We start from the raw sequence: 15,634 nt of genomic DNA, 5'->3' as shown, positions 1-15,634 counted from the left end.
ACCGGGCAGAGGACTCGGATCCGGTTGTCGGACGGTGATCCAGGACTTGTCGCGGGTGGCAGCTGAGGGTGCCCGCGGCGTGACTACAGAACAGCGTGTCACGGGAACATCGTGGCATTTCAGGGCGTTTTAGCCCGTAGAGGGAGGCGGCATGACAGAGACGGCGAGCGGTCCGGCACGGAGTTCCCGCGCGAAGGGGACCAAGGCCACCAAGGGTCTGCGTATCGAGCGCATCCACACCACCCCCGGCGTACACCCGTACGACGAGGTGAGCTGGGAGCGCCGTGACGTCGTCATGACCAACTGGCGCGACGGCTCGGTCAATTTCGAGCAGCGTGGCGTCGAGTTCCCCGACTTCTGGTCGGTGAACGCGGTCAACATCGTCACCAGCAAGTACTTCCGGGGTGCCGTCGGCACCCCGCAGCGCGAGACCGGCCTCAAGCAGCTGATCGACCGCATCGTGAAGACGTACCGGAAGGCCGGCGAGGACCACAAGTACTTCGCCTCGCCCGCCGACGCCGAGATCTTCGAGCACGAGCTGGCCTACGCGCTCCTGCACCAGATCTTCAGCTTCAACAGCCCCGTGTGGTTCAACGTGGGCACGCCGCAGCCCCAGCAGGTCTCCGCCTGCTTCATCCTGTCCGTCGACGACTCCATGGAGTCGATCCTCGACTGGTACAAGGAAGAGGGCATGATCTTCAAGGGCGGCTCCGGTGCCGGCCTGAACCTCTCCCGGATCCGCTCCTCCAAGGAGCTGCTCTCCTCCGGCGGCAACGCCTCCGGCCCGGTCTCCTTCATGCGTGGTGCCGACGCCTCCGCCGGCACCATCAAGTCCGGTGGTGCCACCCGCCGCGCCGCCAAGATGGTCATCCTCGACGTCGACCACCCCGACATCGAGGACTTCATCGAGACCAAGGTCAAGGAGGAGGAGAAGATCCGCGCCCTCCGCGACGCGGGCTTCGACATGGACCTGGGTGGCGACGACATCACGTCCGTCCAGTACCAGAACGCCAACAACTCGGTCCGTGTGAACGACGAGTTCATGAAGGCGGTCGACCAGGGCGGCCAGTTCGGCCTGCGCGCCCGGATGACGGGCGAGGTCATCGAGGAGGTCCAGGCCAAGAGCCTGTTCCGCAAGATGGCCGAGGCCGCCTGGGCCTGCGCCGACCCCGGCATCCAGTACGACGACACGATCAACCACTGGCACACCTGCCCGGAGTCCGGCCGGATCAACGGCTCGAACCCCTGCAGCGAGTACATGCACCTGGACAACACGTCCTGCAACCTCGCCTCGCTGAACCTGATGAAGTTCCTGAAGGACGACGGCCAGGGCCACCAGTCCTTCGAGGTCGAGCGCTTCGCGAAGGTCGTCGAGCTGGTCATCACCGCGATGGACATCTCCATCTGCTTCGCGGACTTCCCGACCCAGAAGATCGGCGAGAACACCCGCGCTTTCCGCCAGCTCGGCATCGGCTACGCCAACCTCGGCGCGCTGCTGATGGCGACCGGCCACGCCTACGACTCCGACGGCGGCCGCGCGCTGGCCGGTGCCATCACCTCCCTGATGACCGGCACGGCGTACAAGCGCTCCGCCGAGCTTGCCGCGGTCGTCGGCCCGTACGACGGCTACGCCCGCAACGCGGACGCCCACAACCGCGTCATGAAGCAGCACGCGGACGCCAACACGGCGGCCGTCCGCATGGACGACCTGGACTCCCCGGTGTGGGCCGCCGCCACGGAGGCCTGGCAGGACGTGGTCCGCCTCGGTGAGAAGAACGGTTTCCGTAACTCCCAGGCGTCCGTCCTCGCCCCCACCGGCACCATCGGTCTGGCGATGTCCTGCGACACCACCGGTGTCGAGCCCGACCTGGCGCTGGTGAAGTTCAAGAAGCTGGTCGGTGGCGGCTCGATGCAGATCGTCAACGGCACGGTCCCGCAGGCCCTGCGCCGCCTGGCCTACCAGGAGGAGCAGATCGAGGCGATCGTCGCCCACATCGCCGAGAACGGCAATGTGATCGACGCCCCCGGGCTCAGGCCCGAGCACTACGAGGTCTTCGACTGCGCCATGGGCGAGCGTGCCATCTCCCCGATGGGCCACGTCCGCATGATGGCCGCGATCCAGCCCTGGATCTCCGGCGCCATCTCCAAGACGGTCAACATGCCGGAGACGGCGACCGTCGAGGAGGTCGAGGAGATCTACTTCGAGGCCTGGAAGCTCGGCGTCAAGGCGCTCGCGATCTACCGTGACAACTGCAAGGTAGGCCAGCCCCTCTCCGCGAAGACCAAGGAGAAGGAGAAGGCCGAGGTCACCGAGAAGGCCGAGGCGACCATCCGCGAGACGGTCGAGAAGGTCATCGAGTACCGCCCGGTCCGCAAGCGCCTCCCGAAGGGTCGTCCCGGCATCACCACGTCCTTCACCGTCGGTGGCGCCGAGGGCTACATGACGGCCAACTCCTACCCCGACGACGGTCTGGGTGAGGTCTTCCTGAAGATGTCCAAGCAGGGCTCCACCCTCGCGGGCATGATGGACGCCTTCTCCATCGCGGTCTCCGTCGGCCTCCAGTACGGCGTGCCGCTGGAGACGTACGTCTCGAAGTTCACCAACATGCGCTTCGAGCCGGCCGGCATGACGGACGACCCGGACGTGCGGATGGCGCAGTCGATCGTCGACTACATCTTCCGCCGCCTGGCGCTGGACTTCCTGCCGTTCGAGACGCGCTCCGCGCTCGGTATCCACTCCGCCCCGGAGCGCCAGCGTCACCTGGAGACGGGTTCCTACGAGCCGTCCGAGGACGAGGTCGACGTCGAGGGCCTGGCCCAGTCGGCACCGCGCACTCAGGAGCTGAAGGCCGTCGCCTCCCCGAAGACCGAGGCCGTGGTGGCCAAGCCCGCCCCCAGGCAGGCCCACACCAGCGCCGAGCTGGTGGAGATGCAGCTGGGCATCCAGGCCGACGCCCCGCTCTGCTTCTCCTGCGGTACGAAGATGCAGCGGGCCGGTTCCTGCTACATCTGCGAGGGCTGTGGCTCGACCAGCGGCTGCAGCTGACGGGTTGACATGAAGTGAGGTAAGGGGCGTCGGCCGCGGCCGACGCCCCTTACCGCTGTTCCTGGTCGCCTGCCGTCACGGCCGGCCGAGGCCGCCCATGGCGCGGGTGAAGACCACGGGGTCGTCCTCGAAGCCGTGCAGACCGGGCCGGAAGCTCCAGTCGCCGGATCCGTCGCGTACGAACTCCGCGACGGCGGCGGCCGTCGCTCCGAGGACGGAGCCGAAGTCGTCCTCGGCCAGCACGTTGTAACCCTCCCGGACGCGCACTTCCGGGTTCAGGACGTTCACGAACGTCCGGTGCGCGGACCGCTGTTGTATGACGGCCCCGACCACCACGCGCGTGTACCGGGCGTCGAGCCGGTCGAGTTCGAGCGTCATCACCTCGTCCCAGCCGAAGCCCTTGCCGTCCTGGCTGTCCCGGTTGAGGAAGATCGTGCCGTCCGGTGAGCGGCTGTCGAAGTGCACGAGATAGGCCGCCGTCCCGTACGGGTCGCCCGCCGTGTAGGTACCGGCGATGATGTCGAGATCGGTGGGCGGCTGCCCGGCCGGGCTGGGATCCCACTTCAGTGCGACCTCGACCTTGCTGATCGCCTTGCTGAAAGCGCTCATCACGCGTCCCTTTCCCCCTAGAGGTCCCTGCCCCAACTGATCGGCTGCCAAGGCTCTTTACCCATCGTGCCACCTGCGCCGGGGCGCATGCGCGGGTGATCTCCGCCGGAGCGTGACCGGCGCCACGTCCCATGGCCTTACGATGGCGCGGTGCTGGTCAAGTGGATTCGCTGCACCGTGGTGGACCGCCGCGGGTTCGAGCGGGGGCAGCGGAAATGGGCGGGGCTTCTGGGGGAGCCGGGGTTTCGGGGACAGGGCGGGGGCTGGAGTCGGCAGCGAGCGGGGGTGGCGCACACCTTCGCCTTCTGGGAGAGCCGTGCCTTCTACGACTCCTTCATGGCGCGCTCACATGATCGTCTGGCCGCGTCCCAGTCCGGCACGTACAAGGACCAGCAGGTCAAACTGTTCGAGTACCGGTTCGATGTGAAGACCGGCTTCGAACCGCGGTTCACGGACTCCGATCTGGTCCGGGTGGCCCTCTGCCGGGTGCACGAGGAGCGCGTCGAGCACTTCACGCTCATGCAGGAGAAGGTCTGGAACCCGGCGATGGCCGGCTCGCCCGGCATGATCCGAGGCATGTTCGCGGAGGCCCCGGCGAACGAGTTCATGATCCTTTCGATGTGGCGATCGGCGGCCGAACACGGTAAATACCGCACCGAGCGGGTGGAGCGTCTGGCGTTGCGCGCCCAGACCGAGACCGACATCGCGGCCCTCACGGGCGACATCGTGGAGCTCGAACCGAGCTGGATCGTTTGATTCTCCAACCCTCGATTTGTGTGACCTACGCTGTATGGAGCCCATCCGAGTGCTCGACTTTCCGTCACTCGATCTAGGGTTTTGGCATGGCACGACCACGGCGCATCGTCCTTGTCCGGCACGGCGAGTCAACCGGCAATGTCGACGACTCCGTGTACGAGCGGGAACCCGACCACTCACTGGCCCTGACCGAGCGGGGCTGGCGGCAGGCCGAGGAGACCGGAAAACGCATCCGGGAGATCTTCGGCCGGGAGCCCGTCAGCGTGTACGTCTCCCCGTACCGACGTACGCATGAGACCCTCCGCGCCTTCCACCTCGACCCGGACCTCATACGCGTACGCGAGGAGCCCCGGCTGCGCGAGCAGGACTGGGGAAACTGGCAGGACCGCGACGACGTCCGGCTGCAGAAGACCTACCGGGACGCGTACGGGCACTTCTTCTTCCGCTTCCCCCAGGGCGAGTCCGGGGCCGACGTGTACGACCGGGTCGGCGGCTTCCTGGAGAGCCTGTTCCGCAGCTTCGAGGCGCCGGACCACCCGCCCAACGTGCTCCTGGTGACCCATGGCCTGGCGATGCGGCTGTTCTGCATGCGCTGGTTCCACTGGACGGTCGCGGACTTCGAGTCGCTGTCCAACCCGGGGAACGCCGAGATGCGGATGCTCGTTCTCGGTGAGGACGGCAAGTACACGCTCGACCGGCCCTTCGACCGCTGGCGGGACCCGGAGGCCCCCTGGATGAGCGGCTAGGCTGACCGAGATGACCTTTTCCTCCGACACTCCGAACGCCGGGCGCCTGGACCGCGCCCTGGCCAGCCTGCGCGGACTCGCCACCGGCGACGCGCTGGGCTCCCAGTTCTTCGTTCCCGTGAACTATCCGCTGCTCCAGCGCCGCGAGCTGCCGCCGGGCACCTGGCAGTGGACCGACGACACGGAGATGGCCTGTTCCGTCGTCGCCGTCCTCGCCGCCCACCACCGCATCGACCAGGACGCGCTGGCCCACTCCTTCGCCGCACACCACGACTTCGACCGAGGCTACGGTCCCGCCGTCAACCGGCTGCTCCGGCTCGTCAGGGAGGGGGGCGACTGGCGCGAGCTGGCCGCCGCACTCTTCGGCGGGCGCGGCTCGTGGGGCAACGGCGCGGCGATGCGAATCGCGCCCCTGGGCGCCTGGTACGCGGACGATCCGGAGCAGGCCACCCACCAGGCCGAGATCTCGGCCTACCCCACGCACCAGCACCGCGAGGCGGTGGTCGGGGCCATGGCGGTCGCCGCGGCGGCGGCACTGGTGGCGGCACCCGGTGGCCGGCCGACCCCCGAGGCGCTCCTCGACGGGGTCGTCGCGCTCGTCCCCAGGAGCGCCGTCGGGCAGGGCCTGCGACGCGCCCGCGACATGCTCGACTACGAGGACGCGGGCACCGTGGCGGCCGTCCTTGGCTGCGGACGGCGTACGAGCGCCCATGACACCGTCCCGTTCGCCCTCTGGTCGGCGGCACGTGCCCTCGCCGACTACGAGACGGCGTTCTGGGCGACCGCCCGGGTGGGCGGCGACGTGGACACCACCTGCGCCATCGTCGGCGGCGTGCTCGCGGCCGGCACGGCGGGAGCGCCCCCGGCCGCATGGACGGAACGGACGGAGGCGCTGCCGGAGTGGGCGCCGAAGGGTACGGGGACCGCGGTCGGCGGACTGCCGTCGGCGTAGGAAGGCCGTCGTCGGCTGTCGACGGGTCTCAGCGCATGAAAGCCGGCGGCGGACGGTCTCCTGCGCGCGAAGCGGTTCGGTCCGGCTTTCCTGGTGCGCGAGAACCCCGGCTCGGAGGCTCCTGCGGTGCTGCTCGGTGCGGTGGCCTCGGCCGTCTCGGCGTCTCGGCGCCCTGATGACTCTCGGGAACCCTGGTGGTCTCGACTCTCCGGGGCCGGGCGCCTTCGGCGCGATCGAGACTCTATGTTGCCGACGGGAACTCTCCGTGACTGTCGGCCGTTTTCCCGGTATCCGCTCCGCGCTCCGTCCGAGTGCGGACGGCTGGGAGGGAAGCGGAGTCGCGGGGGGCAAGGTGTCGGTGGTGTGGGTCGTAAAGGCCGTTCTGGTGGTGTCCGTGTCGCTGTCGGCCTGCCCTGCTGCGGATGGCCGGACCTCTGCCTCTGCCGTCTGTCCCCTGGCGGCGGTCCGGCCATCCGCGGCTGCCGTGGAGCCGGTGGGGTCAGCCCAGCCCGGGGCCGGCCGTGCCGGCGAGGGCTTCGAGGTCGCTCTTCCGGACCTTGATCACCAGCCAGGCGGTGAGCAGGCCGAGCGCGGCCATGGCGGCGGCGGGGATGAACGCGGTCGAGATCCCGTGCGCGAGCACCTCGTGCCCCCAGGGCGCGGGCAGCTGGTGGGACCTGGCGAACTCCGCCTTCTGCTGTGGCGAACCGTCGGCGAGGAGCTTCGGCAGCTGCTTCTTCGCCTCGTCCTTGCTGGCCGAGCCGAAGACCGTGGTCAGGATGGACAGGCCCAGCGAACCGCCCACCTGCTGCATGGCGTTGAGCAGTCCGGAGGCCGCACCGGCCTCGTGCGGGGCGACCCCGGACACCGCGGTGACGGTCGCGGTGACGAAGTTCAGACCCATGCCGAAGCCGAAGATCAGCATGGGTCCGAGAACCCCGCCGAGATACGAGCTGTCCGGATTGATGAACGTCTGCCAGGTCAGGCCGACGACCACGAGCGCGGAGCCGGTCATCATGAACGGCTTCGGGCCGAGGGCGGGCAGGAACCGCTGCGACAGCCCGGCGCCGACGGCGATCGCCACCGTCACGGGCAGGAAGGCCAGACCGGCCCGGATCGGGCTGTAGCCCAGCACGTTCTGCACGAACAGCACGATGTAGAAGAACATGCCGAACATTGCAGCGGCCAGGCTCAGCATGATCACGTAGGTGCCGGAGCGGTTGCGGTCGGCGAACATCCGCAGCGGGGTGATGGGTTCCTTCGCCCTGGTCTCGATGAACACGAAGGCCAGCAGGAGGACGACCGCGACACCGAAGGAGCCGAGCGTCAGAGCGTCGCGCCAGCCCTCCTCCGCGGCCCGGATGAAGCCGTACACCAGGGAGACCATGCCCAGCGTGGAGGTCAGCGCACCCGCGATGTCGAAGCGTCCGGGATGCCGTTCGGACTCGTTGATGTACTGCGGGGTGAGGGCGACGATCAGCAGGCCGATCGGCACATTGACGAAGAACACCCAACGCCAGTCGAGCCAGTCGGTGAGCATGCCGCCGGCCAGCAGACCGATGGCACCACCGCCCGCGGAGACGGCGGCGAACACTCCGAACGCCCGGTTGCGCTCGGGGCCTTCCGGGAAGGTGGTGGTGATCAGGGCCAGCGAGGTCGGCGACGCGATCGCGCCACCCATGCCCTGGAGGGCGCGGGCTGCCAGCAGTTGCCAGGGTTCCTGGGCGAGGCCGCCGAGGAGCGAGGCGAAGGTGAACAGCAGGATCCCGGTCATGAACACCCGGCGCCGGCCGAGGATGTCACCGGCTCGCGCACCGAGCAGGAGCAGACCGCCGAAGGTGAGCGTGTAGGCGCTGACCACCCAGGTGAGGTCCGTGGTGCTGAACTTGAGTGCGTCTTGAATGTGCGGGAGTGCGATGTTCACAATCGTCGCGTCAAGTACGACCATGAGCTGGCAGGCGGCAATCACGGTGAGTGCGATGCCGGGGCGCCCCTGCCTGCGGGCCGCGCCGGGTTTCTGATCGGATATCAGTTGAGAGGTTGTCACTGTGGATCCCCCACGAAGGTGTTAGTGAACGCCCGCGTTCACTGTCGCGTCAACGGTAGTGAGTCCTCGGTAGAGAACGCAAGCGTTCACTTAAGTGCGCGTCGCGTGCCGCGTCCCCCCTTGTCGTCGCGCGCCGTGCCTGGTCCCCCGCTCCTGACTCCCCGCTCCCCTCGTTCGCTGGAGAAACTCAGATGGTTACCTCGCGCTGGACTGCCGCTCCTCCCCAGGCGGCCTCCCCTCGTCGGCGCGGTGCGGTCCTCGAACGCGCGATCCTGGACGCCGCCTTGGAGCAGCTCAGTACGGTCGGCTGGAACGGCCTGACCATGGAAGGTGTCGCCGCCGGCGCGCAGACCGGGAAGGCCGCGGTGTACCGGCGCTGGGCCTCGAAGGAAGAGCTGGTCGCCGACGCACTGCAGGCGGGTCTGCCGCGTCTGGAGGAGGCCCCCGACCTCGGAAGTGTGCGCGAAGACCTGCTGGCCCTGTGCCGGCAGGCCCGGGACGCGATGTTCTCGCGCCCCGGCTTCGCCCTGCGGTCGGTGATTCACGAATGCGATCCGACGCAGGTCGAGCGGTTCCATGGCGTGATCTTCGACGGCGTCGTGGGGCCGACCACCCGGCTGATCGGTGACATCGTGGCCCGTGGCATAGAGCGGGGAGAGGTGCGCGCCGATGCGGCAAACGACTATGTCCTCGACGCCATTCCGGCCATGATGATGTACCGCAACAAGATTTCTGGAAGCGAATGGAACGATCAGGAGGTCGAGCGGATGATCGACCAGTTCATGCTTCCGCTGCTGCTGTCGCACGAGGCCTGATCCACCGCTTCGTCGGTCCCCGGCTCCCTTGGGGAAGCCGGGGTGTCGCTCGGGGATCGGCGCGGCGTAGTCTAAGGGCGCCATGCCGTACGAACCGCCTACTCACACCGTCGAGCGCTCCCTCCGCGCCACGACCGGAGCGAAGGTCATCGCCGGTGTCGACGAAGTGGGGCGCGGCGCCTGGGCCGGGCCCGTCACCGTCTGCGCCGCGGTCACCGGTCTTCGCCGACCGCCCGAGGGCCTCACCGACTCCAAGCTCCTGACCGTCAAGCGCCGCACGGAACTCGCGGAGGTGCTGCGGACGTGGGTCACGGCCTACACCCTGGGGCACGCCTCGCCGGAGGAGATCGACAGTCTCGGGATGACGGCCGCGCTGCGGCTGGCTGCCGTCCGTGCTCTGGAGGCCCTTCCGGTCCGCCCGGACGCGGTCATCCTCGACGGAAAGCACGACTACCTCGGCACCCCGTGGCAGGTGCGTACGGTCATCAAGGGTGACCGATCGTGCGTGGCCGTCGCGGCGGCCTCGGTGATCGCCAAGGTTCAGCGCGACAAAATGATGGCCGAACTGGGTATCGACCATGCAGACTTCGGATTTGCGGACAACGCCGGGTATCCGTCGCCCGTGCACAAGGCCGCACTGGAGGAGCGGGGGCCCACCCCGTACCACCGGTTGTCGTGGGCGTATCTTGATGCGCTGCCCCAGTGGCAGCACCTCAAGAAGGTCCGCAGCTGGGCGGAGGGAAGCGTTCCGGAGATCGAGGGTCAGCTCGGCTTCGACTTCTGACCTCCCAGTCGCACTGTTGTGCCACCCGGTTCACGTGACCTGCACCAACGTTTGATAGATATCAGCTCATGCCTCTCATTCCCGAGGAGCCTCAGATTCACGAGAGTGCCCAGGGTCCCCGCGCCACTCCGGCCAGTGGCCGTACCGCGCCGACCCCCCGTCCCGTACCCGGCCCCCGCCCCGCGGCTCCGTCGCGTCCCGGTCGTCCTGGCCCGCCGCGGCCTGCGCCGCCGGCGCAGCGCACGCCGCGTGACGTGGCCAAGCCAGGCCCGTCCGGCCCGGCCGTGCCCGCCGCGGCAGCGGCGGCCCCGCAGATCCAGCTGATCCCGGCATCGGTCGAGAGCGCTCTCGACTCCGCCGAGGAGGCGGTGGACCTGCTTCTCGACTCGGGCCGTGCCCCCGGTGACGTGCTGGTGATCACCACCGGCGCGCAGCATCCGTGGGCCGACCACGAGCTGTCCTTCGGCGAAGCCTCCTACTGGGCGCAGCACGACGCGGGCGACGACGTCTTCTACACGGACGCCGCCGTCGCCTCCCGTGCCGCGACCCGCCCCGTGGTCGTCGTCGCCGTCAACGGCGATTCCGACACCGTGGCCACCGCCCTGCCGCTGGCCCTGTCCCGGGCCGGTGCCCTGCTGATCGTCTGCGGAGACCCGCAGCAGATCAACTCGGTGCTCGGCGTCGGCGTCTGACTCCCTTCCGGCGCCTCTGGTACTCCGGAGGTACGGAAGGAGCCGTGGCGACGGACTCGCACGGTGGTGCCTCCGGCATGCCCGCACGCGGGGCGAGGAGCGTTCGCCGTCTGGCCCCCCGTTCGACGGACGGACGATCCGGACCGCGGGCACCGGGCCGGATCTGTCGAGTGGTCGGAGACGGGGCTGCCCGTCATGGCCCGGAGGTGGTGAATGCCCCCGCAGCACGGCGTACGGCCCGTTTCAGGGGGCCGTATCCGGCGGCGCGTGCTTCGGCAGGCGCCCCTGCGCGGGGGCCGGCTTCAGCGGGCGGCGGCGCGGCGCAGTACCTCGGACACGGCACCTCCGGTGCGCGGCGACAGAGGCGTGGCCTCGGCCAGGGCGAGAGGTTCGGGAGGCGAGTCGGCGTTCGGGCGCCGCCCGCCGCGGCCCTCACCGAGTACCTGCCAGCCGTCGTGGGTCAGTGTGATGTACGACCCGCAGCGCAGTCCGTGCAGCGTGCAGGCGTCCCGCAATCCCCACATCCAGGCACCGTCCTCCTCTGTCCAACGCGCGTCCCCCTCGCGGCAGTAGAGCAGTACGGCGGTCCGCACCGGGGTGCGGCGGCGCAGGTCGTGTGGGATCACCCGGCGCAACTGGGCCAGGAGCGCGTTGCGGAACATCCAGCCGTCGGCCGGGGCCGAGCGCCGGGTGAACGAGGCGCTGGCGCAGAGCCGTTCCTCCGGGTCGAGGACGGCCACGATCGCTGTAGTCGGCTTGGGGCGGTGCCGGGCGTGCAGTCCACTGACCACCTCACGGGGGTTGCGGAGCAGCGGTATTCCGGCGTCTGCCCACTCCGCGGGCTCGAGCAGGCGGCTGGCGGAAACGGCGGACGCGGACGTCGACAACGATGCTGCCGAGGACGGAGCGAATCCGAAGGTCACGTTCCTCCCTTCGGCTACGCGCCCACACAGCGGGCGAGATCGGATTCGGGGGAGCGCGCACCGCAGTAAGGCCCAACCGGATCACGGACGAGCCGTGCGGGGAGCGGACTTCAATTCTTCCTGCCGAACTTGATTGCGGCAACGAGCAAATGGGGCCACCGACGGTTATCTGGTGGTGCGTGGCTTATATCCCTACCCAGGGAGGCACCGGAGAACTCTGCGACGTCTCGGTACGTCACGTGCGCACGCCGTACCCGGTGCCGTATTCGAACAGCACCTGGCGGATCAACCCTGAACAGCCAGGACCAGCGGCAGCACCCCACTCGCCCCAGACCTCCGCAGCAGGCGTGCCGCGACCGCCAGCGTCCAGCCGGTCTCGGTGAAGTCGTCCACCAGCAGCACCGGACCCTGGGCCGCGGCGAGCGCGGCGGACAGGGCGGGTGGCACGGTCAGCGCGCCGTCGAGGGCCTTCAGACGCTGGGCGCTGTTGCTGCGCGACACGTGCGGCGCCTCACCCGCGTACGTCACGGAACCCAGCAGGGGCAGTCTGCCGACCTCCGCGATGCGGGCGCCCAGGGAGTCGATCAGCCGGGGACGGGAGCGCGAGGCGATGGTGACGACACCCACCGGCCGCGGCTGTGCGTCGGCCGCGCCCGGGGCCCACCCGCCGGGGCCCTTCGCCCAGTCGGCCAGCACGTCCACCACCGCGCGCGCGACGTCGTCCGGCACGGCCGTGTCCGGGGCCTGGGGAGCGAGCAGCGGGCGGAGCCGATTGCCCCAGCCGATGTCCGACAACCGCCCCAGGGCGCGCCCCGCCGAACCCTGTTCACCGGCCGGGATGCGGCCCTTGAGATCGATGCCGATGGCAGGCAGACCGGTCGGCCACATCCGGCGGGGCTCCACCTCGACGCCCGCGCGGCCGAGGTCGACCCGTGCGGCGTCCAGCGCGGCCGTGGAGGTGTCCGCCGTGAACCGCGACCGGTCGCAGTTGTCGCAGCGGCCGCAGGGTTTCGCGCCCTCGTCGTCGAGCTGGCGCTGCAGGAACTCCATCCGGCAGTCCGTCGTGGCCGCGTACTCGCGCATCGCCTGCTGCTCGGCCGCCCGCTGCCGTGCCACCCAGGCGTACCGCTGCGAGTCGTACGTCCACGGCTGCCCGGTCGCGATCCACCCGCCCTTGACCCGCTTGACCGCACCGTCCACGTCGAGAACCTTCAGCATGGTCTCCAGCCGGGAGCGGCGCAGTTCCACCAGTGGCTCCAGCGCGGGCAGCGACATGGGGCCGCCGGCCCGGGACAGGACGTCCAGGGTGCGGCGCACCAGGTCCTCCGAAGGGAACGCGAGCGAGGCGAAGTATTCCCAGATCGCCTCGTCCTCCCGGCCCGGCAGCAGCAGTACCTCGGCGTGCTCGACACCGCGCCCCGCGCGGCCGACCTGCTGGTAGTAGGCGATGGGAGAGGAGGGTGAGCCCAGGTGCACCACGAATCCGAGATCGGGCTTGTCGAAGCCCATGCCGAGGGCCGAGGTGGCGATCAGGGCCTTGACCCGGTTGCCGATCAGGTCGTCCTCGGCCTGCTGCCGGTCGGCGTTCTCCGTCTTCCCCGTGTACGAGGCCACGGTGTGTCCGCGCTGCCGCAGGAAGGCGGTGACCTCCTCGGCGGCGGCCACCGTGAGGGTGTAGACGATGCCGGAGCCCGGCAGTTCGTCCAGGTGGTCCGCGAGCCACGCCATCCGGTGGGCGGCGTCCGGCAGCCGCAGCACCCCCAGGCTCAGGCTCTCCCGGTCCAGCGGACCACGCAGCACCAGTGCGTCCGAGCCGCCACCGGTGCCGAGTTGCTCGGCGACATCGGCGGTCACGCGCGCGTTGGCCGTGGCGGTGGTGGCCAGCACCGGCACACCCGGGGGCAGCTCGGCGAGCATGGTGCGCAGCCGCCGGTAGTCCGGACGGAAGTCATGTCCCCAGTCCGAGATGCAGTGGGCCTCGTCGACCACGAGCAGTCCGGTCGCCGCGGCGAGCTTGGGCAGGACCTCGTCGCGGAAGTCCGGGTTGTTGAGACGCTCCGGGGACACCAGAAGGACGTCGACCTCACCTGCCGCGATCTCCGACTGGATCGCCTCCCAGTCCTCGGTGTTGGAGGAGTTGATGGTGCGGGCGTGGATGCCGGCCCGGGCCGCGGCGCCCACCTGGTTGCGCATGAGCGCCAGCAGGGGGGAGACGATGACCGTCGGACCGCTGCCCGCGGCCCGCAGCAGCGAGGTCGCCACGAAGTACACCGCGGATTTGCCCCAGCCGGTGCGCTGCACCACCAGGGCCCGGCGCCGGTCGGCGACCAGCGCCTCGATGGCCCGCCACTGGTCCTCGCGCAACCGGGCCGTGCCCGTGTCGTCGCCGACGAGACGGGCGAGGACGGCATCCGCCCGCGTCCGGAGTTCCGCGTTGTTCGTGTGCTCCATGCGTCCATACAACAGGACGGGACCGACAGCCGGGCGGGCTGTGGACGGGCGGGACGGCGTTGGTGTGTCCCTGATTGGACTTATCCACAGGAAAACCGGAATCACGATATCCGCGGGATCGTCGGCGCATGACGAATCACAGCGAAACCACCGGACCCTCCGAAAACGGCGACATCACGGGAGGCGGGGAGCCGCTCGGCCGTCCCGCCCACGACACCCAGATCACCCTGCGCACCCCGGCCGAACTGGCCGACGCGCTGCCCTATCTGCTCGGGTACCGGCCCGAGGACAGCATGGTGCTGGTCGCCCTGCACGACCGGGGCGGCCGCGGCCGGTTCGGCGGACGGGCCCGGCTCGGCATCCCGGCGCACACGGACGACTGGGAATCGGCCGCCCGTCAGCTGGCGCAGGGCCTGATGACGGGCAGCGAACGCCGCGGAAGCCGCCCCGAGCAGATGGTCGCCTACGTCTGTCAGGAACCCGCACCCGGCGAGACGGGCCGGGACGTCATGCGCCGGCTCGCTCCGTTGGCCCAGCTGCTGCGCACCGAGTGCGGCCGCCTCGACGTGCCGGTGATCGAGGCGCTGTGCGTCTCGGAGGGCCGATTCTGGTCGTACTGCTGCCCGGCGGACGAGTGCTGTCCTCCCGAGGGCGCCCCCATGGGCCTGCCCGGCACCTCCGTGCTCGCGGCGGCCGCCACCTACGCCGGCATCCAGGTGCGCGGCACCCTGCGCGAGCTGCGGGCCAGGCTGCAGCCCCGGGAATCCGGTGCCGCGCTGGAACAGGAGACCGCCCTGGACCGCGCGGGAAGCGCCATGGTGCCCCGCATCCTCCACGACGCCTCCCGGGCGGACGTGGCCGACGAGACACTCGCCCTCGCCGAGCAGGTCATGAGCCGGTACGCCGCGGCGATCCCCGTGTCCGGCATCCACCAGGCGGACCTCCGCGACGACGCCCTGATCACCCACAGCGAAGCCGCGCTGCTGATCCTCGGACTCCAGGACCGCACCACCCGCGATCGGGCAGCCGCCTGGATGGAGGGCGACGAGGCCGGACCCGCCCTGCGCCTGTGGCGCGCCCTCGCCCGCCGCTGCGTCGGTGCGTACGGCGAACACGCCGCCGCGCCCCTGACGCTGGCCGGCTGGGTCGCCTGGTCGACCGGTGACGACCTGGAGGCGCGGGAGGCACTGGCGATGGCCCTGGGCGCGGATCCCGAGTACCTCTTCGCCAGGCTGCTGCACCACGCCTGCAACGAGGGTCTGGACCCCGAGTCGATCCGCCGATGCCTGCGCACGGGGCGCACGGGGCACGAGCCGGCGGTCGACGCGGAAGCCGCCGATGACGGCGCCCCGGCCGACGCGGGCGACAGCCACGAGCCGACCGCCGCCTCCGAAGTCAGGCGTCGCCGCCGTCCGCGCACGGAAGACAGTCCCGACCCGCGGCGGCCTCGGGCGGAGGGCACCCGTCCGACGGGCTCAGGTCGCGCCCGGACCCGCCCGGGTGCGTCCAGGCCCGGTGACGGCACACGCACCCGGGCGACGCAGAAGACCGACACCCGAGGCGGTCGGGCGGCGCGGGCGGACTCACCCGCCCGGAAGGGCCACGCCGAGGGTGACGAATGAACGAGGGCCGGGCAGCGGCGGCATGCGGACGGGCGTGGGCAGGCGCTGTCCGCCACTGGACAGGAAACCTCACCGGACCGGAACGGTTCCGGACCCGCCTGCCCGCCTGCCCGCCTGCCCGCCTGCGCCGCATCGGCCAGCAGTTCTTCGGTGCCGGGAAGTGCGGGCCGACCAGCCCGCACGGTGTCTCC

Annotated in this window: 12 protein-coding genes; 8 read left to right on the top strand and 4 right to left on the bottom strand. The window is 70.2% G+C overall.

Annotated features, from left to right (window positions below; translation table 11 throughout):
• Positions 1-151 precede the first annotated feature (151 nt).
• Positions 152-3,046 (top strand): vitamin B12-dependent ribonucleotide reductase, encoded by a 2,895-nt coding sequence (locus ACFXI4_RS21285; RefSeq protein ID WP_384993101.1) that lies wholly within the window; start codon positions 152-154, stop codon positions 3,044-3,046.
• Positions 3,047-3,121: 75 nt separating this feature from the next.
• On the opposite strand, the gene ACFXI4_RS21280 is transcribed toward ACFXI4_RS21285, so the two are convergent.
• On the bottom strand, positions 3,122-3,655 hold the full coding sequence (locus tag ACFXI4_RS21280) for a TerD family protein (RefSeq protein WP_384993098.1): 534 nt from the start codon (positions 3,653-3,655) through the stop codon (positions 3,122-3,124).
• A 150-nt stretch (positions 3,656-3,805) separates the two neighbouring features.
• Here ACFXI4_RS21280 and ACFXI4_RS21275 point away from each other — a divergent pair, with 150 nt between their 5' ends.
• From ACFXI4_RS21275 to ACFXI4_RS21265, 3 genes are all read left to right on the top strand, one after another.
• On the top strand, positions 3,806-4,411 hold the full coding sequence (locus ACFXI4_RS21275) for a YdbC family protein (protein ID WP_362718068.1): 606 nt from the start codon (positions 3,806-3,808) through the stop codon (positions 4,409-4,411).
• Between the two features lie 86 nt (positions 4,412-4,497).
• Complete coding sequence (locus ACFXI4_RS21270) at positions 4,498-5,157, top strand: histidine phosphatase family protein (RefSeq protein WP_362718065.1); 660 nt, start codon at positions 4,498-4,500, stop codon at positions 5,155-5,157.
• A gap of 10 nt (positions 5,158-5,167) precedes the next feature.
• Positions 5,168-6,109 (top strand): ADP-ribosylglycohydrolase family protein, encoded by a 942-nt coding sequence (locus tag ACFXI4_RS21265; RefSeq protein ID WP_384993094.1) that lies wholly within the window; start codon positions 5,168-5,170, stop codon positions 6,107-6,109.
• A 499-nt stretch (positions 6,110-6,608) separates the two neighbouring features.
• On the opposite strand, the gene ACFXI4_RS21260 is transcribed toward ACFXI4_RS21265, so the two are convergent.
• A complete protein-coding gene (locus tag ACFXI4_RS21260) occupies positions 6,609-8,156 on the bottom strand; it encodes an MFS transporter (RefSeq protein WP_384993091.1) in 1,548 nt (515 codons plus the stop codon).
• 191 nt (positions 8,157-8,347) lie between these two features.
• On the opposite strand from ACFXI4_RS21260, the gene ACFXI4_RS21255 reads away from it, so the two are divergent.
• The 3 genes from ACFXI4_RS21255 (at position 8,348) to ACFXI4_RS21245 (ending at position 10,447) form a co-directional block, all read left to right on the top strand.
• Entirely contained in the window at positions 8,348-8,971 is a 624-nt protein-coding gene (locus ACFXI4_RS21255; RefSeq protein ID WP_362718056.1) for a TetR/AcrR family transcriptional regulator, read from the top strand.
• Positions 8,972-9,053: 82 nt separating this feature from the next.
• Positions 9,054-9,755, top strand: a complete 702-nt coding sequence (locus tag ACFXI4_RS21250; RefSeq protein ID WP_384993087.1) for a ribonuclease HII — start codon at positions 9,054-9,056, stop codon at positions 9,753-9,755.
• A 68-nt stretch (positions 9,756-9,823) separates the two neighbouring features.
• On the top strand, positions 9,824-10,447 hold the full coding sequence (locus ACFXI4_RS21245) for a hypothetical protein (protein WP_384993084.1): 624 nt from the start codon (positions 9,824-9,826) through the stop codon (positions 10,445-10,447).
• Between the two features lie 302 nt (positions 10,448-10,749).
• Here the strand turns inward: ACFXI4_RS21245 and ACFXI4_RS21240 are convergent, their stop codons facing one another.
• Both ACFXI4_RS21240 and ACFXI4_RS21235 read right to left on the bottom strand, forming a co-directional pair.
• Positions 10,750-11,370 (bottom strand): hypothetical protein, encoded by a 621-nt coding sequence (locus ACFXI4_RS21240; RefSeq protein WP_384993083.1) that lies wholly within the window; start codon positions 11,368-11,370, stop codon positions 10,750-10,752.
• Positions 11,371-11,655: 285 nt separating this feature from the next.
• Positions 11,656-13,821 (bottom strand): RecQ family ATP-dependent DNA helicase, encoded by a 2,166-nt coding sequence (locus ACFXI4_RS21235; RefSeq protein ID WP_384993080.1) that lies wholly within the window; start codon positions 13,819-13,821, stop codon positions 11,656-11,658.
• A 128-nt stretch (positions 13,822-13,949) separates the two neighbouring features.
• Here ACFXI4_RS21235 and ACFXI4_RS21230 point away from each other — a divergent pair, with 128 nt between their 5' ends.
• On the top strand, positions 13,950-15,443 hold the full coding sequence (locus tag ACFXI4_RS21230; protein WP_384993077.1) for a DUF4192 domain-containing protein: 1,494 nt from the start codon (positions 13,950-13,952) through the stop codon (positions 15,441-15,443).
• The last annotated feature ends 191 nt before the right edge of the window (positions 15,444-15,634 follow it).

This window comes from Streptomyces sp. NPDC059224 (genome assembly GCF_042754285.1).
Taxonomy (GTDB): Bacteria; Actinomycetota; Actinomycetes; order Streptomycetales; family Streptomycetaceae; genus Streptomyces.
Note: the sequence above shows the minus strand (reverse complement) of the source record. Positions and strands in the feature narration are given on the sequence as shown.